Origin of the sequence: Nostoc sp. 2RC, assembly GCF_014222165.1 — a bacterium.
GTDB lineage: Bacteria > Cyanobacteriota > Cyanobacteriia > Cyanobacteriales > Nostocaceae > Nostoc > Nostoc linckia.
This window is the reverse complement of record NZ_JACKZU010000163.1, coordinates 1-17,782: the sequence shown is the minus strand read 5'-3', so window position 1 is coordinate 17,782 and position 17,782 is coordinate 1. Positions and strand designations below refer to the sequence as shown.

Below are 17,782 nucleotides of genomic sequence, written 5' to 3'. Positions count from 1 at the left end.
CCCCCATCTCCCCATCTCCCATACCCAATTCTAAAAAATTACTGGACAATGATAAATAAATAATTTATATTATTAGATTGTGACCAAATGCCCAAATTAGTTTGCCTCCCTAATGTCATTCTGAAATAGTGTTAGCATCAAAGCCCGAACGGTGAATTTAAAGATGATAATTTAACTTAGATTGTTCATTGGCTGGTAAACTAAGAAAGCTTTTAGGTTAACATTGGAGCTTGTGAAGGACGAAGCAAAGCTAATCCTCAGCTTCAGACTAAACTCACTCGTAAGCCGACGACAAAAAAGGCAAAGCTTTAAACAACAGTTTAAGGTCTTTAAGAACATGACATCTGAGCAGCAGTGCTAGCTCAGTGAACGGATACTGGGTGGTAAAGCCGCCTAAGTCCACCTGCAACAAGGCAGTCACCAACCTTGGGGAAGCCGTCCTTTGGGCAGATACAAATCAAAAACCCAGCGGCAACGCTGCCTGCAAAAAGTGCCACAGCAATTGCTTGGACAAAGGCATTGCTGCACACAGCCGAAAGCTGTAGCGCCTTGCATTGATTCCAGAAGTTACTTCTTCCCAATGGGAAGAGACTTGTGGCTGTTATGGCGGTCTCGTCACTGAAGCTAAACAGATTCGCCAAGCAGTACGGACACGGTTTGTTGTGTCCCAAAGTATTTGGAGTGGTTGAGATCATTCCAAATTTCCCAGGCTATAGCCTAAACTGACGCGTACAAAGCGTGTCCTCTAGAGTCGGATTACAAGGTCAGCAAGTAGAAAGGAGAACCAGTTACTGTGTCTGTAGGTATTCTCGGCACCAAGCTGGGCATGACCCAAATATTTGACGAAGCAGGAGTAGCCATTCCTGTTACCGTTATCCAAGCAGGGCCATGCACTGTTACACAAGTTAAAACAAAACAAACCGATGGTTACGCCGCCATTCAAGTTGGTTATGGCGAAGTCAAACCAAAGGCATTAAACAAACCATTGTTGGGTCACTTAGCCAAATCATCTGCCCCAGCATTGCGTCATTTAAATGAGTATCACACTGACAGCTCTAGTGATTATGCTTTAGGTCAGCAGATTAAAGCAGATATTTTTAGTGCAGGTCAAACAGTAGATGTAATCGGTACAAGTATCGGCCGTGGCTTTGCGGGTAACCAGAAGCGTAACAACTTTGGTCGGGGGCCGATGTCACATGGTTCTAAAAACCATAGAGCGCCTGGTTCCATTGGTGCTGGTACTACACCTGGTCGCGTGTATCCAGGTAAGCGGATGGCGGGGCGTTTAGGCGGTACCCGCGTCACAATTCGCAAGCTGACTGTGGTGCGAGTAGACGCAGAACGTAACTTATTGCTAATTAAAGGAGCCATTCCTGGAAAACCAGGCGCTCTGGTAAGTGTTGTACCTGCAAAGCAAGTCGGTAAGTAGTCACTAGCCAATAGTCAACAGTCAAAATTTGGACTAATGACTAATGACTAAGGACTATTGTACAGATGCGATTAATCGCGTCTCTACTAAGGACTAATGACTAAGGACTAAAAATGGTTGAAAGTGTAGTTAAAAATTGGCAAGGAGAACAAGTCGGCCAGACAAGCTTTGAGTTGCGAGTTGCCAAAGAGCAAACAGCGTCTCATATTGTACACCGCGCTCTAGTACGGCAAATGACCAACGCTCGTCAAGGAACTGCCAGTACCAAGACTCGTTCAGAAGTGAGAGGAGGCGGACGCAAACCCTGGCGTCAAAAGGGCACTGGTCGCGCCCGTGCTGGTTCGATTCGTTCGCCCCTATGGCGTGGCGGTGGTGTGATCTTTGGGCCAAAACCCAGAGACTTCAACTTGAAAATGAACCGCAAAGAGCGCCGTTTAGCACTACGGACAGCATTCGTCGGTCGCATTGACGATTTGATTGTAGTAGAAGAATTTAGCGAACAGCTATCACGTCCAAAAACCAAAGATTTGGTAGCAGCATTAGCTCGTTGGGGAGCAGCGCCAGAAAATAAGACACTATTAGTATTGTCTGAATTTCCAGAAAACGTTTATTTGTCAGCCCGCAATATCGCAAATTTGAAGTTAATTGCAGCTGACCAGTTAAATGTTTACGATTTATTGCACGCTGACAAGATTGTGCTTACAACATCAGCTCTAGAAAAAATTCAGGAGGTCTACAGTGCCTAGCTTTGACCCCCGCTATCTTGCCGACTTAGTGCGTCGCCCAATTGTTACCGAGAAAGCGACCATCTTAATGGAGCAGAATAAATACACCTTTGAAGTAACTCCAAAAGCATCTAAACCAGAAATCAAGGCTGCGATTGAAGATTTATTTCAAGTCAAGGTTGTCAAAGTCAATACCGCAGTACCACCACGTAAAAAACGTCGCGTTGGTAAATTTGTTGGTTTTAAGCCCCTGTATAAGCGAGCTATTGTTACCGTTGCACCAGGGGATGTAGAGAAGATTAGACAGATTCTATTCCCAGATGTCTAGGAATTTTAGATTTTAGATTTTAGATTTTAGATTTTAGATTGAGGAGTTTACTGAGAAAGTGCCATCAATGGTTGTAATTAGTTAAACACTCATTAAATCCAAAATCCAAAATCCAAAATTCATTAAATCCAAAATCCAAAATCCAAAATCCAAAATTCATCAAATCCAAAATAGATTATGGGTACTCGTTCCTATCGCCCTTATACCCCAAGTACTCGGCAAGTAACGATTTCTGACTTCTCGGAAATCACCAAAACTGAGCCAGAGAAATCTCTAACTAAATTCGTACACCGCGCCAAAGGTCGGAATAATCAAGGGCGGATAACCAGTCGTCGCCGGGGTGGCGGACATAAAAAACTTTACCGGATCATCGATTTTAAAAGAGATAAGCGCAATATTCCCGCCCAAGTGACAGCCATCGAATACGATCCCAATCGCAATGCGCGCATTGCATTGTTGGAATACCAAGATGGCGAAAAACGCTATATTATCCAACCAAACGGCTTGAAAGTAGGGACAACAATTATTGCTGGCCCCGAAGCTCCCTTTGAAGACGGGAATGCCCTACCACTATCAAATATTCCCTTGGGTACTAGCGTTCACAACGTAGAACTGACCCCCGGTAAAGGTGGTCAAATTGTACGTGCGGCTGGTGCTAGCGCTCAAGTAGTGGCAAAAGAAGGCAATTATGTAACTCTTAAGTTGCCCTCAGGAGAAGTCCGGTTGATTCGACGTGAATGCTACGCCACCATTGGGCAAGTAGGTAACACTGACGCTAGAAACCTCAGTGCAGGTAAAGCAGGACGAAATCGCTGGAAGGGTCGCCGTCCGAAGGTCAGAGGTAGCGTCATGAACCCAGTGGATCACCCACATGGTGGTGGTGAAGGTAGGGCACCCATCGGTAGATCTGGCCCTGTAACACCTTGGGGCAAACCCACCTTGGGAGCCAAGACACGCAATCCCAAGAAACTCAGCAGCAAATATATAGTACGTCGTCGTCGTAAATCTTCTAAACGCGGTCGTGGCGGTCGTGAATCGTAAAGAGTTAGGAGTTATGACTTATGAGTTATGACTGAAATAAGTTGAGAGTAAAATCTAACTTCTAACTCATCATTCCTAACTCCTCACTCCTAAATTCTAATTCCGAAATCCAAAATCCAAAATTGAACTATGGGTCGTTCTCTAAAAAAAGGTCCCTTTGTTGCGGATCATCTTCTTAAAAAAATTGAAAAGCTCAACGACACTAACAGAAAAGAAGTTATTAAAACTTGGTCACGAGCTTCGACAATTCTACCTGTGATGGTCGGTCATACCATAGCTGTTCATAATGGGCGTCAACACGTTCCAGTATTTGTCAACGAACAAATGGTAGGACACAAGTTGGGTGAATTCGCCCCAACACGCACCTACAGGGGTCATGGCAAAAGTGACAAAAAATCGGGTAGGTAGTCATTAGTCATTAGTCATTAGTCATTGGTCATTGATTCTCAAAAAAGGACAAAAGACAAATGACAAGTGACAGAAGGCAAATGACCAAAATGGAGAAAATTATGGCTACTGATACTACTGAAGTGAAAGCGATCGCCCGTTTTATCCGCATTTCTCCCTTGAAAGTGCGTCGCGTACTCGATCAAATCCGCGGGCTATCCTATCGAGAAGCGTTAATTATTCTGGAATTCATGCCCTATCGCGCCACTGAACCCATATTGAAGGTTCTCAGAAGCGCTGCTGCCAATGCCGAACACAATGCTGGCTTAGATCGGTCTGAACTAATAATTACTCAGGCTTATGCCGACCAAGGGCCTGTCCTGAAACGATTTCAACCAAGGGCGCAAGGTCGAGCTTACCAAATTCGCAAGCCGACGTGTCATATTACTGTCGCCGTTGGAGCCGCCCCAGAAAAATAACGATTTAGTCAGAAATTTTAGAGGAAGCATTCGTGGGACAGAAAATTCATCCAGTCGGTTTTCGCCTGGGTATTACACAAGAACACCAATCCCGTTGGTTTGCAGTTCCGGAACGTTATCCAGAACTTTTACAAGAAGACCACAAACTCCGTACATACATAGAACAAAAGCTCGGTAGACTAGCTCAAAACAACGCCGGAATCTCCGAAGTGAGAATTGAGCGAAAAGCCGACCAAATCGACCTAGAAGTACGCACAGCTAGACCAGGGGTAGTAGTGGGTCGCGGTGGACAAGGTATAGAATCCTTGCGTACCGGACTCCAAGGGCTGTTGGGTAGTAATCGCCAAATTCGCATTAACGTAGTTGAAGTGCAACGAGTTGATGCTGATGCATACCTGATTGCTGAATATATTGCTCAACAATTAGAACGCCGTGTTTCCTTCCGGCGAGTAGTGCGACAAGCGATTCAACGCGCCCAACGGGCTGGCGTCCAAGGTATTAAAATTCAAGTCAGTGGTCGCCTAAACGGTGCTGAAATTGCCCGGACAGAGTGGACTCGTGAAGGTAGAGTACCTCTACACACCTTACGGGCTGACATTGATTACTCTTATTGCACAGCAAAAACTATTTACGGCATTTTGGGTATCAAAGTATGGGTGTTTAAGGGAGAAATTATCCCTGGACAGGAAGAAACTGCACCACCACCCGCAGCTCGCTCGGATCGTGGCGATCGCTCGGATCGTGGCGATCGCGAACGCGAACCCCGCCGTCGTCAACAGCAACGCCGTCGCCAACAATTTGAAGACCGTTCAAATGAAGGATAAATGGGAATGGCCCATAGGGCATTGGGCATTGATAATGCCCCATGCCCAATGCCCAATGCTCAATGCCCAGTACTCAGTAGCTAATCATGTTAAGTCCTAGAAGAACTAAATTCCGCAAACAACAGCGCGGACGGATGGAGGGACTAGCCAGCCGTGGTAGTACCCTGAACTTCGGTGATTTCGCACTCCAAGCTCAAGAACCAGCTTGGATTACCTCCCGACAAATAGAAGCTTCTCGGCGGGCAATGACTCGTTATATTCGCCGGGGGGGACAAATCTGGATTCGGATTTTCCCTGATAAACCTGTAACCATGCGTCCTGCGGAAACTCGGATGGGTTCCGGTAAGGGTTCGCCAGAGTTTTGGGTAGCTGTAGTTAAGCCAGGGCGGATTATGTTTGAAATCGCTGGCGTTTCTGAAGAAATCGCCCGTGAAGCCATGCGCTTGGCTGCATATAAACTGCCAATCAAAACCAAATTTATTGTGCGCTCTCAACCACAGGAACAGGAGTAGGTTATGCCTCTTCCCAAGATTTCAGAAGCAAGGGAATTAAGCGACGAAAAACTTTCTGAAGAAATTCTCGCTATCAAAAAACAACTATTTCAGTTGCGCTTGCAAAAAGCCACAAGACAACTAGACAAGCCCCACCAGTTCCGACATGCTAAACACCGCCTAGCTCAATTGCTGACGGTGGAGGGAGAACGCAAACGGGCAGCAAATCAACCCCCGCAAGCAGAAAAGTAGGAGATTATGGCAGTCAAAGAACGAGTTGGCTTGGTAGTGAGCGACAAAATGCAAAAAACGGTGGTAGTGGCCGTAGAAAACCGCGCTCCTCACCCCAAGTACGGCAAAATTGTAGTTCAAACCCAGCGCTATAAGGTTCACGACGAAGAAAATCAGTGTAAAGTGGGCGATCGCGTCCGCATTCAGGAAACTAGACCTTTGAGTAAAACCAAACGCTGGAAAGTCACAGAAATCCTGAACGTCAAACCTACTTAAACCTCATAGTTGTTAGTTTTATAACAACATAACAAGGGAGCACAATCGTGATTCAACCCCAGACTTACTTAAATGTCGCAGATAATAGCGGTGCCCGAAAGCTAATGTGTATCCGCGTCTTAGGCGGAGGCAACCGTCGTTATGGTTTTATTGGCGATAAGATTATTGCTGTTGTCAAAGACGCTACACCCAATATGGCTGTCAAAAAGTCTGATGTAGTGGAAGCAGTAATTGTTCGTACTCGCAAAGCTGTAAAACGTGATAGCGGTATGAGTATTCGCTTTGACGATAACGCCGCTGTAATTATCAACAAAGACGGGAATCCCAGAGGCACGCGGGTTTTCGGCCCAGTTGCGCGGGAACTCCGCGATAAAAACTTTACCAAAATTGTTTCTCTGGCTCCGGAGGTGCTGTAATGGCAACCAAACAGGGTACGCCCAAAGTATTCCACAAAATGCACGTTAAAACTGGCGACACCGTACAAGTAATTGCTGGTAAAGACAAAGGAAAAGTTGGTGAAATTATCAAAGCACTTCCCCAACTGAGTCAAGTTATCGTCAAAGGTGTCAATATTAAAACTAAGCACGTCAAACCGCAGCAAGAAGGAGAATCAGGGCGCATTGTTACCCAAGAATTCCCCATTCATAGCTCCAACGTCATGCTTTATTCCACCAAGCAAAACGTTGCTAGTCGTGTTTGCTACACCTTTACGCCAGAAGGTAAAAAAGTGAGAAAACTTAAGAAAACTGGCGAAATTATTGATAAATAGTTATGAGTTAGGAATTAAAAGTTAGGAGTTAGGAATTAAAACTTAAAAATTAGGAAAGAAAAGTTAAAAGTTAGGAGTGAAAAATCACAACTCATAACTCACAACTCATAACTCATAACTCACAACTCACAACTCACAACTTACAACTCATAACTTTATTCCCTGACCAAGCCCAGGGATATCAAGACAAAAACTATGGCGACAACAAGACTCAAAACCTTATATCACGAGACAATCGTCCCAAAACTAACTTCTCAGTTTCAATTTACCAACGTTCATCAAGTACCGAAGTTGGTGAAAGTTACTGTTAACCGAGGATTGGGCGAAGCGGCTCAAAATGCCAAGGCGTTGGAAGCATCGATCAATGAAATTGCAACAATTACTGGTCAAAAACCAGTAGTGACCAGGGCGAAAAAAGCGATCGCTGGCTTTAAAATTCGTCAAGGTATGCCTGTGGGTATTATGGTCACCCTCAGAGGCGAAAGAATGTATGCCTTTCTCGACCGACTCATTAGCCTATCGCTACCAAGAATCCGAGATTTTCGCGGTGTCAGCCCTAAAAGCTTTGACGGACGTGGGAACTATACTCTCGGTGTTAGAGAACAGCTAATTTTTCCAGAGGTCGAGTACGATAGCATCGATCAAATCCGTGGTTTGGATATTTCCATCATCACCACAGCGAAAAACGACGAAGAGGGCCGCGCCTTACTTAAAGAATTAGGAATGCCCTTTCGCGATCAATAAGTTCATCTATAGAGGGAACGATGGCGGCTAACGACACAATTGCAGATATGCTGACGCGCATCCGCAATGCCAACCTGGCGCGGCATCAAACTACACAAGTGCCAGCTACAAAAATGACCCGTAGTATTGCCAAGGTGCTGCGGGAAGAAGGTTTCATTGGTGAATATGAAGAATCAGGAGATGATGTAAAACGCAATTTGGTGATCTCCCTGAAATACAAGGGTAAGAATCGTCAGCCTTTAATCACTGCCCTGAAGCGAGTTAGTAAACCTGGTTTGCGTGTTTACTCCAATAGAAAAGAATTACCAAGAGTATTAGGCGGCATTGGTATAGCCATTATTTCTACATCCAGTGGTATTATGACTGACCGCGAAGCGCGGCGTCAGAACTTGGGTGGTGAAGTGCTTTGCTACGTTTGGTAGTAAACAAAAGTGAAGAGTTAAAAGTGAGGAGTAAAAAGTTAGTCATAAAAACTCATAACTCATAACTCATAACTTCATAAAGGACAAAAAATCATGTCTCGTATTGGTAAACGTCCAATTTCCATTCCCGCCAAAGTACAAGTGGCGATCGATGGCACTAAAGTTGTGGTTAAAGGGCCTAAAGGAGAACTTTCTCGCAATTTACCTGCCAACGTTATAGTTTCCCAAGAGGGAGAAGTATTACAAGTAACTCGTCGAGATGATACTCGTACTTCCAGGCAATTACACGGCTTGAGCCGCACTTTAGTTGCCAATATGGTGGAAGGAGTTTCTCAAGGTTTTCAACGCCGTTTGGAAATCCAAGGGGTTGGTTACCGAGCACAAATTCAAGGACGTAACCTAGTATTAAACATGGGTTATAGCCATCAGGTGCAAATCGAACCACCAGAAGGAGTTCAATTTGCAGTCGAAGGCACCACTAACGTTATTGTCAGCGGCTACGACAAGGAAATTGTCGGCAACATAGCAGCTAAAATTCGTGCCGTTCGCGCACCAGAACCCTACAAAGGCAAAGGTATTCGCTATGCCGGTGAAGTGGTAAGACGTAAAGCTGGTAAGACTGGTAAGAGTGGTAAGAAGTAAAAATGAAACTTACTCGTAGAGAATCAAAACAGCGTCGCCATCGACGCGTTCGTGGCAGAGTTATTGGCTCCCCAGAACGGCCGCGTTTAGCAGTATTTCGTTCCAACGAGCATATTTATGCCCAGGTAATTGATGATACAAAGCATCACACCCTAGTGGCAGCATCAACTGTAGAACCAGAGTTGAAATCAAGTTTAGCTTCAGGTGCCAACCAAGAGGCATCCGTGCAAGTTGGTAAATTGATCGCAGTACGAGCGCTAGAAAAAGGCATTGCCAAAGTAGTCTTCGATCGCGGCGGCAACCTATATCATGGTCGTGTCAAAGCCCTAGCTGATGCAGCTCGCGAAGCCGGTTTAGATTTCTAAAGTCATTGGTCATTAGTCATTAGTCATTGTTCATTTGCAAAGGACAAATGACAAAGGACAAATGACAAAGGACAAATGACAACTGACAAATGACATTAAGAGAACATTGATTATGGCAACAGAGCGTAAAACTAGAACCAAGCGTGCCAAAAAAGAAGAAACCACTTGGCAAGAGAGGGTAATTCAGATCCGACGCGTGAGTAAGGTGGTTAAAGGCGGTAAAAAACTTAGCTTCCGGGCAATAGTCGTCGTTGGTAACGAACGCGGGCAAGTTGGTGTTGGAGTAGGTAAAGCCTCTGATGTAATTGGAGCAGTGAAAAAAGGTGTAGCCGACGGCAAAAAACACCTCATTGATATCCCAATCACCAAATCCAACTCTATCCCCCATCCCATCGATGGTATTGGTGGCGGTGCAAAAGTAATTATGCGTCCAGCCGCACCTGGTACTGGTGTAATTGCTGGTGGCGCTGTCCGTACAGTCTTGGAATTGGCAGGAGTTCGCAACGTCCTAGCCAAGCAACTTGGCTCCAACAATCCGCTCAATAATGCTAGAGCCGCAGTTAACGCTTTGTCTACACTGCGTACTCTCTCTGAAGTTGCTGAAGATCGCGGTATTCCTATTGAAAATCTCTACATCTAATTAGTCATCAGTCATTAGTCATTGGTCATTAGTCATTTGCAAATGACAAAGGACAATTGACAAATGACGAGGACAATTGACAAAGGACACTTTTAGCTTATGAGACTCAACGATGTTAAGCCCCAAAAAGGCTCGAAGAAACGCCGTCGCCGTGTAGGTAGGGGTATTTCTGCTGGTCAAGGTGCGAGTGCTGGTTTAGGTATGCGGGGTCAAAAATCTCGCTCTGGTAGTGGTACGAGACCAGGTTTTGAAGGTGGTCAACAGCCACTTTACCGCCGCTTACCAAAACTCAAGGGCTTTCCAATTGTGAATCGCAAGATTTACACTACGATTAATGTAGAGAAGCTAGCCTCCCTCCCCCCTAATACCGAAGTAACTTTGACCTCATTAGAAGCAGCAGGTATTATCACCGGTGCTAAAGGCCCATTGAAAATTTTGGGTAACGGGGAATTGAGCGTTCCGCTCAAGGTACAAGCGGCAGCTTTCACAGGTACAGCTCGCAGCAAAATTGAGGCAGCTGGTGGGAGTTGTGAAGTCTTATGAGTGAGCCGGAATAGGGCACTTAGATGCAAGCCAACTCGCAACCAGCGCCTGGTTCACACTAAAGGTAGCACTCTATGATCAGTCGAGACAAAGCCCCAACGGCTCAAGAAACTTTTATGCAGATGGCACAAGCAGCTGGGCTGAGAGGTAGGCTGCTTGTCACCGTCGGTATTTTAATTTTGGTTCGCTTAGGCATCTTCTTGCCTGTGCCAGGAATTGATAGGGATCGTTTTGCCACAGCCATCTCAGGAAACAACGCCATATTTGGTTTGCTGGATATCTTTTCTGGGCGAGGACTTTCAACTTTGGGAGTCTTTGCTTTGGGAATTTTGCCCTTTATCAATGCGTCCATTATCATCCAATTGCTCACCGCTGCAATTCCATCTTTAGAAAATTTACAGAAAAATGAAGGGGAAGCAGGTAGGCGAAAAATATCCCAAATTACCCGATATGTATCTTTGGGATGGGGAATTATTCAAAGTACGGCTTTTTCAGCATTATTCTTGCAGCAATTTGCTTTGAATCCAGGGCCTTTATTTGTAGCTGAAACTGCCATCGCCCTCACTGCTGGTTCTATGTTCGTTATGTGGGCATCAGAACTGATTACAGAACGGGGTATTGGAAATGGTGCATCATTGTTGATTTTTGTCAATATCGTCGCTTCACTACCAAAAGCTTTGGGCGATACCATCGATTTGGTACAAGTGGGCGGTCGGGAAACAGTAGGCCGCGTGATCGTACTTATCTTAGTTTTCTTGGCCACAATTGTTGGTATTGTGGTTGTGCAAGAAGGAATGCGCCGTATTCCAATTATTTCTGCTCGTCGCCAAGTAGGCCGCCGAGTTTTGGCAGAACAGCGTAGTTTTCTACCCTTGCGCCTCAATCAAGGCGGTGTCATGCCAATTATTTTTGCTGCCGCAATTCTCAGTTTGCCATTGTTAATCGCCAATTTCACGAAAAATGCTGAATTGGCCAATATAGTTAACACTTATCTGAGTCCCAGCGGTTCTGGTTCTTGGCTTTACGCCCTAGTGTACATGATTTCCATTATTTTCTTCAGCTACTTCTATTCTTCCTTAATTCTCAACCCAGTAGATGTAGCTCAAAATTTGAAGAAAATGGGTTCTAGTATTCCTGGTATCCGTCCTGGCAAGGCAACTAGCGAATACATCGAACGGGTGTCGAACCGACTCACATTTTTAGGTGCTATCTTTTTGGGTTTAGTTGCTATTATCCCAACCGGCGTGGAAAGTGCTTTAGGAGTCCCGACATTTAAGGGATTGGGTGCTACCTCTTTGTTGATTTTAGTTGGTGTGGCCATCGATACGGCAAGACAAATCCAAACTTATGTTATCTCTCAGCGCTATGAAGGAATGGTGAAACAATAGTGACGCGACTAATCTTCTTGGGGCCGCCTGGAGCTGGTAAAGGAACACAAGCTAAGACATTAGCTGACCATCGGCAAGTTCCCCATGTTTCTACGGGTGACATACTGCGCGAAGCATTGTCCAAACAAACCCGTTTGGGCTTGAAAGCTCAAAGTTATATGGATAAAGGGGAACTAGTCCCAGACATTCTAGTACAAGAAATGGTACAAGAACGCCTGAGTCAGTTAGATGCCAAGCATGGTTGGATTCTCGATGGTTTTCCTCGGACTGTTAAGCAAGCAGTATTTCTTGAAGAATTACTCGAACAGCTAGACCAGTCTGGTGAAAAAGTAGTCAGCCTAGAAGTCCCAGATGAGGTAGTAGTAGGACGTTTACTGTCACGAGGACGAAAAGATGATAATGAAGAAGTGATTCGTCGTCGTCTAGAAGTTTACCGTGCTGAAACTGCACCTTTAATTGATTATTACCGCGATCGCCAAAAGCTCCTAACAGTCAATGGCAATCAGTCCCAAGAAGAAGTCACTGATGAACTGCAAAAGATAATCGCTTAAGAATGAAAGCAATGGGGAAGATGAGGGAGTGAGGGGTAAAAATTAATCACCAATGCCCTGTTTGCCCCATACCCCATACCCCATACCCAATTTTAGCTAAAATATATTAAGAAGTTGTTGATATATTTCCCAAAGTATGTTCTCTTGCAGAGGAAGCGCTGCAAACGAACAGGAGATTGTTGAGTTGAGGAAAAAACAAATTGTCTAAGCAAGATTTAATTGAAATGGAAGGCACAGTCACCGAGTCTTTGCCCAACGCAATGTTTCGCGTTGATTTGGACAATGGCTTTAATGTACTGGCACACATTTCCGGTAAGATTCGCCGCAACTATATTAAAATTTTGCCTGGCGATCGCGTCAAAGTCGAGTTAACCCCCTACGACTTGACCAAGGGCAGAATCACCTACCGACTGAGAAAGAAGTAATATGTAGAGAATTTTACCATAAAACCATCTTTTTGACTGTTTACCAGTCAACTTACCTGAATAATTCCCTAAAAAATGTTATAATTTAATATTTGGAGTCAAAGTAAAAAAGGCATGAAAGTTAGAGCCTCAGTCAAGAAAATTTGTGAAAAGTGTAACGTGATCAAACGTCGTGGTCGCGTTATGGTGATTTGCGTCAATCCAAAACACAAGCAACGTCAAGGATAAGGCTCTGAATCAACAGAGTAGTGTTGCAAAGCGCACAATCTTTATAAAAAAAAAGAGACGCAAGATAGGCGTTTTTTTTGACTACAAGTAATCGCAAGAACAATAGGGAGAGTTCATTGTGGCACGTATCGCCGGAGTAGACCTTCCACGCGACAAACGCGTTGAGATTGGTCTGACTTACATTTACGGAATAGGGTTATCGCGATCGCAAGAAATTCTAGTGACTACAGGTGTCAACCCAGACACCCGCGTTAAAGATTTGAATGACGGCGATGTAGCCAAACTGCGAGCAGAAATAGAAACTAACTACGAAGTTGAAGGAGACTTACGGCGCTGGGAGTCGATGAACATTAAGCGCTTAGTTGACATTGGCACCTATAGAGGCCGTCGTCATCGTATGGGCTTACCAGTTAGAGGACAGAGAACTCGTACCAATGCTAGAACCCGTAGAGGCAGAAGGCAGACAGTGGCAGGTAAGAAGAAGGCACCAGGGAAATAAATAAATTAACAACACTTGCTAAACAGAGCAAGTTTTACCTTAAACCAACAAAACAAGTATGGCCAGACAACCAACCAAAAAAACCGGGAGCAAAAAGCAGAAACGGAACGTCCCCAATGGGATGGCTTACATCCAGTCTACTTTCAACAATAGCATTGTCACCATTACCGATCAAAATGGAGATGTTATCTCCTGGGCTAGTGCTGGTTCTAGCGGCTTTAAGGGAGCAAAAAAGGGAACTCCCTTTGCAGCACAAACCGCTGCTGAAAGTGCAGCCCGTCGTGCCATCGATCAAGGTATGCGCCAAATTGAAGTAATGGTCAGCGGCCCAGGAGCAGGCAGAGAAACTGCTATTCGCGCACTTCAAGGAGCAGGACTGGAAATTACATTAATTCGGGATATCACCCCAATTCCTCACAATGGTTGCCGTCCACCCAAGCGCCGTCGAGTTTAATCGTTAAAACTTAGGCAGTGAGGTAAGTTAAAGCCAAAGTCAAGTCAAGTCAGTTGCAATCACCGTTTGGGCGTCTAGTGTCGAAACTGTGTTCAATCAAGGCTAAAGCTTGGGACGGCTTGGGCGACCAGAAGAACGTCAGATTTTCCCACAGGGAAAACTGTTGAACTTCGGTCAACCCAAAATATAATTAATCGATTTTGGATTTCAAATTTGCGATTTGAGATTAATCCCTAGCAAAAGTGGGGACTTTGTGCATTTTAAGTTGACGATAGCGTAGCTCAGCCCATCGAGGAGCTTTGAAATTTGTTCCACCTAGAAGAGTGCGGAAATTAACCGAAAAAGCACAATCGAAAATCAAAAATTAAAAATCAAAAATTGACACTCAATTCGGGAGGCAATAGATTTGTCTGCTAGCAGCACCTTAAAAAAGGGAGGCTAATCCGTGGCGCAGTTTCAAATTGAATGTGTAGAGTCTAATACAGAAGAAAGCCGCAACCATTACAGTAAATTTGTTTTGGAACCTCTAGAGCGCGGTCAAGGAACAACGGTTGGTAACGCGCTGCGGCGAGTTTTACTGTCCAATTTAGAGGGTACAGCAGTTACAGCAGTCCGGATTGCAGGCGTTTCACATGAGTTTGCTACAGTCCCTGGCGTGCGGGAAGACGTGCTGGAAATCCTTATGAGAATGAAGGAAGTTATCCTAAAAAACTATTCCTCGCAACCCCAAATTGGTAGGTTACTCGTTAACGGCCCAGCAACCATTACTGCGGCGCATTTTGATTTACCTAGTGAAGTAGAAGTTATCGATCCGACCCAGTATGTAGCCACCATTGCCGAGGGTGGAAAACTGGAAATGGAATTTCGGATCGAGAGAGGTAAAGGATATCGCACTGTAGAGCGAGGACGTGAAGAAGCCACATCGTTGGACTTTCTGCAAATAGACTCGGTGTTTATGCCGGTGCGAAAAGTAAACTATAGTGTTGAAGAAGCTCGTGGAGATGGGTCAATTACCAAAGACCGACTTTTGTTGGAAGTTTGGACAAATGGCAGTATCTCCCCCCAAGAAGCACTATCCTCCGCTGCTGGAATCTTAGTAGATTTATTCAACCCGTTGAAAGACATTTCCCTAGAACCAACAGATACAGGTTCGGAAATTTCAGAAGACCCAACTGCTCAGATTCCCATCGAAGAGTTGCAACTTTCTGTACGCGCATATAACTGTCTCAAACGGGCACAAGTGAATTCTGTAGCCGACTTACTGGATTATACCCAAGAAGACCTCCTAGAAATTAAAAACTTTGGTCAAAAGTCAGCAGAAGAAGTCGTAGAAGCTTTGCAGCGTCGCTTGGGCATCACCTTGCCCCAAGAAAGAGGCTCTAAACATCCTTAAGTTTATCGAGTCTGGTCGATTACTTATCATCTAGATAAACACTAAACACGTGCAGATTTTTTTGATAAGCGATCGAGTGGACATGATATGAAAATTGTTTGTAGTTCATAAGTGCTTAATTATGCGTCACCGTTGTCGCGTCAAACAACTAAGTAAACCAGCAGACCAGCGCCGCGCTTTGTTGCGATCGCTTACCACCGAACTAATCCGTCATGGTAAAATCACCACCACTTTAGTCCGCGCTAAAGTTGTACGGAGTGAAGTAGATAAAATGATTACCCTAGCCAAAAACGGCTCCTTGGCAGCACGTCGGGAAGCCCTTGGCTATATCTTTGATAAAGCGCTGGTTCACGCTTTGTTTGAACAAGCCCCCACTCGGTATGGTAATCGCCAAGGTGGTTACACCCGTATCATCCATACTGTACCTCGTCGGGGCGATAATGCCGAGATGGCAATACTTGAATTGGTTTAAGTCATTGGTCATTAGTCATTGGTCATTAGCAAATGACACAAATGACGAATGACAAAAGACAAAGCCCAAAGTCTGAGCGCTGGCTTACGGCGTAGACGCCCCAAGGGCGGCTTGCCGCAGGCATCAGAACTTTGTAACAGAGAACAAAATTTGTATGTTAGAAAGCCACCAGCCTACACAAACTCAGCGAGTAGCCTTGGTAATTCAATACCTGGGCACTCATTTTCATGGCTGGCAACGGCAAAAAAATCAGCGTACAGTCCAAGAAGAGATCGAAAAAGCGATCGCCACTATTCTCGGACATCATGTGACATTGCACGGTGCCGGACGAACCGATGCTGGAGTCCACGCTGCTGCTCAAGTCGCCCATTTTGAAGCAACCAGTTTGATTCCAGCTCATAAGTGGGCAACAATTCTCAACAGCTATCTGCCATCAGATATATTAATCAGGGCTTCAGCTGGTGTAGACTGCCGTTGGCACGCCCGCTTTAGCGCAGCCTATCGGCGGTATCGCTACACGATATACACTGAAGATCGACTTAACTTGTTCGTGAAACCCTTCAGTTGGCATTATTACTATGCACCACTGGATGAATCATTAATCCAAACTGCCCTCAAACCTCTGTTGGGAAAGCATCACTTAGCCGCTTTTCATCGTGCTGGTTCAAAGCGATCGCATTCCTGGGTAGAGGTACAGGCAGTAGAGTGTCGTCGCAGTGGGCCATTTATCCATATTGAAATACAGGCAGATGGATTTTTGTATGGCATGGTACGGCTGTTGGTAGGAATGTTGGTACAAGTAGGTTCTGGAGAACGCACACTTGCCAATTTCACCGAACTCTGGAAAGAACAACGCCGCCAAGAAGTCAAACACGCCGCACCAGCTCAAGGTTTGTGCTTGTTGCGAGTCGGCTATCCAGATTTTCCCTTTCCCAAAGAGATTTGGTACGATACCTTGCCAAAGTTGGTCATTGGTCATTAGTGAATTACAAAAGACAATTGACTAACGAAGGATAAAAGACAAAGGACAAAGGACAAATCACAAATGACAATAGTTAAAACATACCTTCCTGCTCAAGCATCCCTTGAGCGTGAGTGGTACGTAGTAGATGCCACCGATAAACGCCTCGGACGCCTTGCCAGCGAAATTGCTCAAGTCCTCAGAGGCAAAAACAAACCTGAGTTTACACCCCACCTAGATACAGGTGACTTTGTAATCGTTGTCAATGCTGAGAAAGTAGCAGTCACAGGTAAAAAGCGGACTCAAAAAGTGTACCATCGCCATTCGGGTCGTCCTGGTGGGATGAAAACAGAAACCTTTGCGAAGCTACAACAGCGCTTGCCAGAGCGGATTATAGAACACGCTGTCAAAGGAATGCTACCCAAAAATAGCCTGGGTAAGCAGTTATTCACCAAGCTGAAAGTTTACGCCGGCCCTACGCATCCTCACGATGCTCAAAAGCCTAAAGAACTAAAAATTAGTACAATTCCTGGAGAACAAAGTTAATGGTAGCATTAGATACCAATAGTGGTCGTGCCGTTTACTGGGGTACTGGTCGTCGGAAGTCAGCAGTAGCAAGAGTACGCCTCGTTCCAGGTACTGGGAAGCTGACTGTCAATGGTAAAGATGGAGACTTGTATTTCCAATTCAATGCCAATTACCTGGGAGTCATCAAAGCACCGTTGGAAACTTTGGGACTAGAAAACGAATACGACATTTTGGTAAAAGCAGAAGGCGGCGGCTTGACTGGACAGGCTGATTCTGTTCGCTTGGGAGTTGCTCGTGCTTTGTGCCAACTAGACCCAGACAACCGTCCACCTTTGAAAACCGAAGGTTATCTCACTCGCGATCCCAGGGCAAAGGAACGGAAAAAATATGGTTTACACAAAGCCCGGAAAGCTCCTCAGTACTCTAAGCGTTAGGATATGGGGCATTGGGCATTGGGTATGGGGCAAGCAGGAAGTGTGGGAGGAGACGGAGGTGTGGGAGGATGGTGAAAAAATCTTTCCCCCCACACTCCCCACACTCCCCACAC

The 17,782-nt window shown here is 45.2% G+C and carries 29 protein-coding genes; all 29 read left to right on the top strand.

Annotated features, from left to right (window positions below; all coding sequences use genetic code 11):
* Window positions 1-793 precede the first annotated feature (793 nt).
* The 29 genes from rplC (at window position 794) to rpsI (ending at window position 17,669) form a co-directional block, all read left to right on the top strand.
* Entirely contained in the window at window positions 794-1,429 is a 636-nt protein-coding gene (gene rplC, locus GNE10_RS18755) for a 50S ribosomal protein L3 (RefSeq protein WP_185566468.1), read from the top strand.
* A gap of 113 nt (window positions 1,430-1,542) precedes the next feature.
* Window positions 1,543-2,175: a 50S ribosomal protein L4 gene (gene rplD / locus GNE10_RS18750; protein ID WP_099070853.1), complete on the top strand. Its 633-nt coding sequence runs from the start codon at window positions 1,543-1,545 to the stop codon at window positions 2,173-2,175.
* Window positions 2,168-2,482, top strand: coding sequence for a 50S ribosomal protein L23 (locus GNE10_RS18745; protein WP_099070852.1), 315 nt, complete (start codon window positions 2,168-2,170; stop codon window positions 2,480-2,482). Before rplD ends, GNE10_RS18745 begins: the two co-directional genes overlap by 8 nt.
* A gap of 177 nt (window positions 2,483-2,659) precedes the next feature.
* The gene (rplB, locus tag GNE10_RS18740) at window positions 2,660-3,523 is read left to right on the top strand and encodes a 50S ribosomal protein L2 (RefSeq protein ID WP_099070851.1); all 864 of its coding nucleotides are present in this window, start codon (window positions 2,660-2,662) and stop codon (window positions 3,521-3,523) included.
* Window positions 3,524-3,652: 129 nt separating this feature from the next.
* Window positions 3,653-3,931: a 30S ribosomal protein S19 gene (rpsS, locus tag GNE10_RS18735; RefSeq protein WP_099070850.1), complete on the top strand. Its 279-nt coding sequence runs from the start codon at window positions 3,653-3,655 to the stop codon at window positions 3,929-3,931.
* 101 nt (window positions 3,932-4,032) lie between these two features.
* Window positions 4,033-4,389 (top strand): 50S ribosomal protein L22, encoded by a 357-nt coding sequence (gene rplV / locus GNE10_RS18730; RefSeq protein ID WP_099070849.1) that lies wholly within the window; start codon window positions 4,033-4,035, stop codon window positions 4,387-4,389.
* Window positions 4,390-4,421: 32 nt separating this feature from the next.
* A complete protein-coding gene (gene rpsC, locus GNE10_RS18725; protein WP_099070848.1) occupies window positions 4,422-5,213 on the top strand; it encodes a 30S ribosomal protein S3 in 792 nt (263 codons plus the stop codon).
* Window positions 5,214-5,299: 86 nt separating this feature from the next.
* Complete coding sequence (gene rplP, locus GNE10_RS18720) at window positions 5,300-5,725, top strand: 50S ribosomal protein L16 (protein ID WP_096536973.1); 426 nt, start codon at window positions 5,300-5,302, stop codon at window positions 5,723-5,725.
* A gap of 3 nt (window positions 5,726-5,728) precedes the next feature.
* Window positions 5,729-5,956 carry a 50S ribosomal protein L29 gene (rpmC, locus tag GNE10_RS18715; RefSeq protein WP_185566467.1) on the top strand — a complete coding sequence of 76 codons (228 nt, stop codon included), beginning with the start codon at window positions 5,729-5,731 and terminating at the stop codon, window positions 5,954-5,956.
* Window positions 5,957-5,962: 6 nt separating this feature from the next.
* Window positions 5,963-6,211: a 30S ribosomal protein S17 gene (rpsQ, locus tag GNE10_RS18710; RefSeq protein WP_099070845.1), complete on the top strand. Its 249-nt coding sequence runs from the start codon at window positions 5,963-5,965 to the stop codon at window positions 6,209-6,211.
* A gap of 47 nt (window positions 6,212-6,258) precedes the next feature.
* Window positions 6,259-6,627, top strand: coding sequence for a 50S ribosomal protein L14 (rplN, locus tag GNE10_RS18705; protein ID WP_099070844.1), 369 nt, complete (start codon window positions 6,259-6,261; stop codon window positions 6,625-6,627).
* Window positions 6,627-6,980 (top strand): 50S ribosomal protein L24, encoded by a 354-nt coding sequence (gene rplX / locus GNE10_RS18700; RefSeq protein WP_099070843.1) that lies wholly within the window; start codon window positions 6,627-6,629, stop codon window positions 6,978-6,980. The genes rplN and rplX overlap by 1 nt, the downstream gene beginning before the upstream one ends.
* Window positions 6,981-7,175: 195 nt before the next feature.
* On the top strand, window positions 7,176-7,724 hold the full coding sequence (gene rplE / locus GNE10_RS18695; protein WP_099070842.1) for a 50S ribosomal protein L5: 549 nt from the start codon (window positions 7,176-7,178) through the stop codon (window positions 7,722-7,724).
* Window positions 7,725-7,744: 20 nt separating this feature from the next.
* Window positions 7,745-8,146 (top strand): 30S ribosomal protein S8, encoded by a 402-nt coding sequence (rpsH, locus tag GNE10_RS18690; protein WP_099070841.1) that lies wholly within the window; start codon window positions 7,745-7,747, stop codon window positions 8,144-8,146.
* Window positions 8,147-8,239: 93 nt separating this feature from the next.
* Entirely contained in the window at window positions 8,240-8,788 is a 549-nt protein-coding gene (rplF, locus tag GNE10_RS18685; protein ID WP_185566466.1) for a 50S ribosomal protein L6, read from the top strand.
* 2 nt (window positions 8,789-8,790) lie between these two features.
* Window positions 8,791-9,153: a 50S ribosomal protein L18 gene (gene rplR / locus GNE10_RS18680; RefSeq protein ID WP_185566465.1), complete on the top strand. Its 363-nt coding sequence runs from the start codon at window positions 8,791-8,793 to the stop codon at window positions 9,151-9,153.
* Between the two features lie 112 nt (window positions 9,154-9,265).
* Window positions 9,266-9,793, top strand: coding sequence for a 30S ribosomal protein S5 (gene rpsE, locus GNE10_RS18675; protein ID WP_099070838.1), 528 nt, complete (start codon window positions 9,266-9,268; stop codon window positions 9,791-9,793).
* 99 nt (window positions 9,794-9,892) lie between these two features.
* Window positions 9,893-10,336: a 50S ribosomal protein L15 gene (rplO, locus tag GNE10_RS18670; RefSeq protein ID WP_099070837.1), complete on the top strand. Its 444-nt coding sequence runs from the start codon at window positions 9,893-9,895 to the stop codon at window positions 10,334-10,336.
* 74 nt (window positions 10,337-10,410) lie between these two features.
* Window positions 10,411-11,724: a preprotein translocase subunit SecY gene (secY, locus tag GNE10_RS18665; protein WP_099070836.1), complete on the top strand. Its 1,314-nt coding sequence runs from the start codon at window positions 10,411-10,413 to the stop codon at window positions 11,722-11,724.
* On the top strand, window positions 11,724-12,275 hold the full coding sequence (locus GNE10_RS18660; protein ID WP_185566464.1) for an adenylate kinase: 552 nt from the start codon (window positions 11,724-11,726) through the stop codon (window positions 12,273-12,275). The genes secY and GNE10_RS18660 overlap by 1 nt, the downstream gene beginning before the upstream one ends.
* A 200-nt stretch (window positions 12,276-12,475) precedes the next feature.
* Complete coding sequence (infA, locus tag GNE10_RS18655) at window positions 12,476-12,700, top strand: translation initiation factor IF-1 (protein WP_006276978.1); 225 nt, start codon at window positions 12,476-12,478, stop codon at window positions 12,698-12,700.
* Between the two features lie 114 nt (window positions 12,701-12,814).
* A complete protein-coding gene (gene rpmJ / locus GNE10_RS18650; protein ID WP_015129703.1) occupies window positions 12,815-12,928 on the top strand; it encodes a 50S ribosomal protein L36 in 114 nt (37 codons plus the stop codon).
* Between the two features lie 118 nt (window positions 12,929-13,046).
* Entirely contained in the window at window positions 13,047-13,427 is a 381-nt protein-coding gene (rpsM, locus tag GNE10_RS18645; RefSeq protein WP_185566463.1) for a 30S ribosomal protein S13, read from the top strand.
* A gap of 58 nt (window positions 13,428-13,485) precedes the next feature.
* Window positions 13,486-13,881, top strand: coding sequence for a 30S ribosomal protein S11 (gene rpsK / locus GNE10_RS18640; RefSeq protein WP_096558115.1), 396 nt, complete (start codon window positions 13,486-13,488; stop codon window positions 13,879-13,881).
* A gap of 445 nt (window positions 13,882-14,326) precedes the next feature.
* A complete protein-coding gene (locus tag GNE10_RS18635) occupies window positions 14,327-15,274 on the top strand; it encodes a DNA-directed RNA polymerase subunit alpha (RefSeq protein WP_096536960.1) in 948 nt (315 codons plus the stop codon).
* A gap of 121 nt (window positions 15,275-15,395) precedes the next feature.
* Window positions 15,396-15,746: a 50S ribosomal protein L17 gene (gene rplQ, locus GNE10_RS18630; protein WP_099070833.1), complete on the top strand. Its 351-nt coding sequence runs from the start codon at window positions 15,396-15,398 to the stop codon at window positions 15,744-15,746.
* Window positions 15,747-15,900: 154 nt separating this feature from the next.
* Window positions 15,901-16,728 carry a tRNA pseudouridine(38-40) synthase TruA gene (gene truA, locus GNE10_RS18625; protein ID WP_185566462.1) on the top strand — a complete coding sequence of 276 codons (828 nt, stop codon included), beginning with the start codon at window positions 15,901-15,903 and terminating at the stop codon, window positions 16,726-16,728.
* Window positions 16,729-16,797: 69 nt separating this feature from the next.
* Window positions 16,798-17,253 carry a 50S ribosomal protein L13 gene (gene rplM, locus GNE10_RS18620; protein ID WP_180267288.1) on the top strand — a complete coding sequence of 152 codons (456 nt, stop codon included), beginning with the start codon at window positions 16,798-16,800 and terminating at the stop codon, window positions 17,251-17,253.
* A complete protein-coding gene (rpsI, locus tag GNE10_RS18615; RefSeq protein WP_099070830.1) occupies window positions 17,253-17,669 on the top strand; it encodes a 30S ribosomal protein S9 in 417 nt (138 codons plus the stop codon). Before rplM ends, rpsI begins: the two co-directional genes overlap by 1 nt.
* Window positions 17,670-17,782 lie beyond the last annotated feature (113 nt).

Excerpts from the sequence above, each read along its gene's own strand:
- rplD (WP_099070853.1), top strand. The coding sequence starts at position 1,543 with ATGGTTGAAAGTGTAGTTAAAAATTGGCAAGGAGAACAAGTCGGCCAG.
- rplB (WP_099070851.1), top strand. The coding sequence starts at position 2,660 with ATGGGTACTCGTTCCTATCGCCCTTATACCCCAAGTACTCGGCAAGTA.
- rpsS (WP_099070850.1), top strand. The coding sequence starts at position 3,653 with ATGGGTCGTTCTCTAAAAAAAGGTCCCTTTGTTGCGGATCATCTTCTT.
- rplV (WP_099070849.1), top strand. The coding sequence starts at position 4,033 with ATGGCTACTGATACTACTGAAGTGAAAGCGATCGCCCGTTTTATCCGC.
- rplP (WP_096536973.1), top strand. The coding sequence starts at position 5,300 with ATGTTAAGTCCTAGAAGAACTAAATTCCGCAAACAACAGCGCGGACGG.
- rpmC (WP_185566467.1), top strand. The coding sequence starts at position 5,729 with ATGCCTCTTCCCAAGATTTCAGAAGCAAGGGAATTAAGCGACGAAAAA.
- rpsQ (WP_099070845.1), top strand. The coding sequence starts at position 5,963 with ATGGCAGTCAAAGAACGAGTTGGCTTGGTAGTGAGCGACAAAATGCAA.
- rplX (WP_099070843.1), top strand. The coding sequence starts at position 6,627 with ATGGCAACCAAACAGGGTACGCCCAAAGTATTCCACAAAATGCACGTT.
- rplE (WP_099070842.1), top strand. The coding sequence starts at position 7,176 with ATGGCGACAACAAGACTCAAAACCTTATATCACGAGACAATCGTCCCA.
- rpsH (WP_099070841.1), top strand. The coding sequence starts at position 7,745 with ATGGCGGCTAACGACACAATTGCAGATATGCTGACGCGCATCCGCAAT.
- rplF (WP_185566466.1), top strand. The coding sequence starts at position 8,240 with ATGTCTCGTATTGGTAAACGTCCAATTTCCATTCCCGCCAAAGTACAA.
- rplR (WP_185566465.1), top strand. The coding sequence starts at position 8,791 with ATGAAACTTACTCGTAGAGAATCAAAACAGCGTCGCCATCGACGCGTT.
- rpsE (WP_099070838.1), top strand. The coding sequence starts at position 9,266 with ATGGCAACAGAGCGTAAAACTAGAACCAAGCGTGCCAAAAAAGAAGAA.
- rplO (WP_099070837.1), top strand. The coding sequence starts at position 9,893 with ATGAGACTCAACGATGTTAAGCCCCAAAAAGGCTCGAAGAAACGCCGT.
- secY (WP_099070836.1), top strand. The coding sequence starts at position 10,411 with ATGATCAGTCGAGACAAAGCCCCAACGGCTCAAGAAACTTTTATGCAG.
- rpmJ (WP_015129703.1), top strand. The coding sequence starts at position 12,815 with ATGAAAGTTAGAGCCTCAGTCAAGAAAATTTGTGAAAAGTGTAACGTG.
- rpsK (WP_096558115.1), top strand. The coding sequence starts at position 13,486 with ATGGCCAGACAACCAACCAAAAAAACCGGGAGCAAAAAGCAGAAACGG.
- rplQ (WP_099070833.1), top strand. The coding sequence starts at position 15,396 with ATGCGTCACCGTTGTCGCGTCAAACAACTAAGTAAACCAGCAGACCAG.
- truA (WP_185566462.1), top strand. The coding sequence starts at position 15,901 with ATGTTAGAAAGCCACCAGCCTACACAAACTCAGCGAGTAGCCTTGGTA.
- rpsI (WP_099070830.1), top strand. The coding sequence starts at position 17,253 with ATGGTAGCATTAGATACCAATAGTGGTCGTGCCGTTTACTGGGGTACT.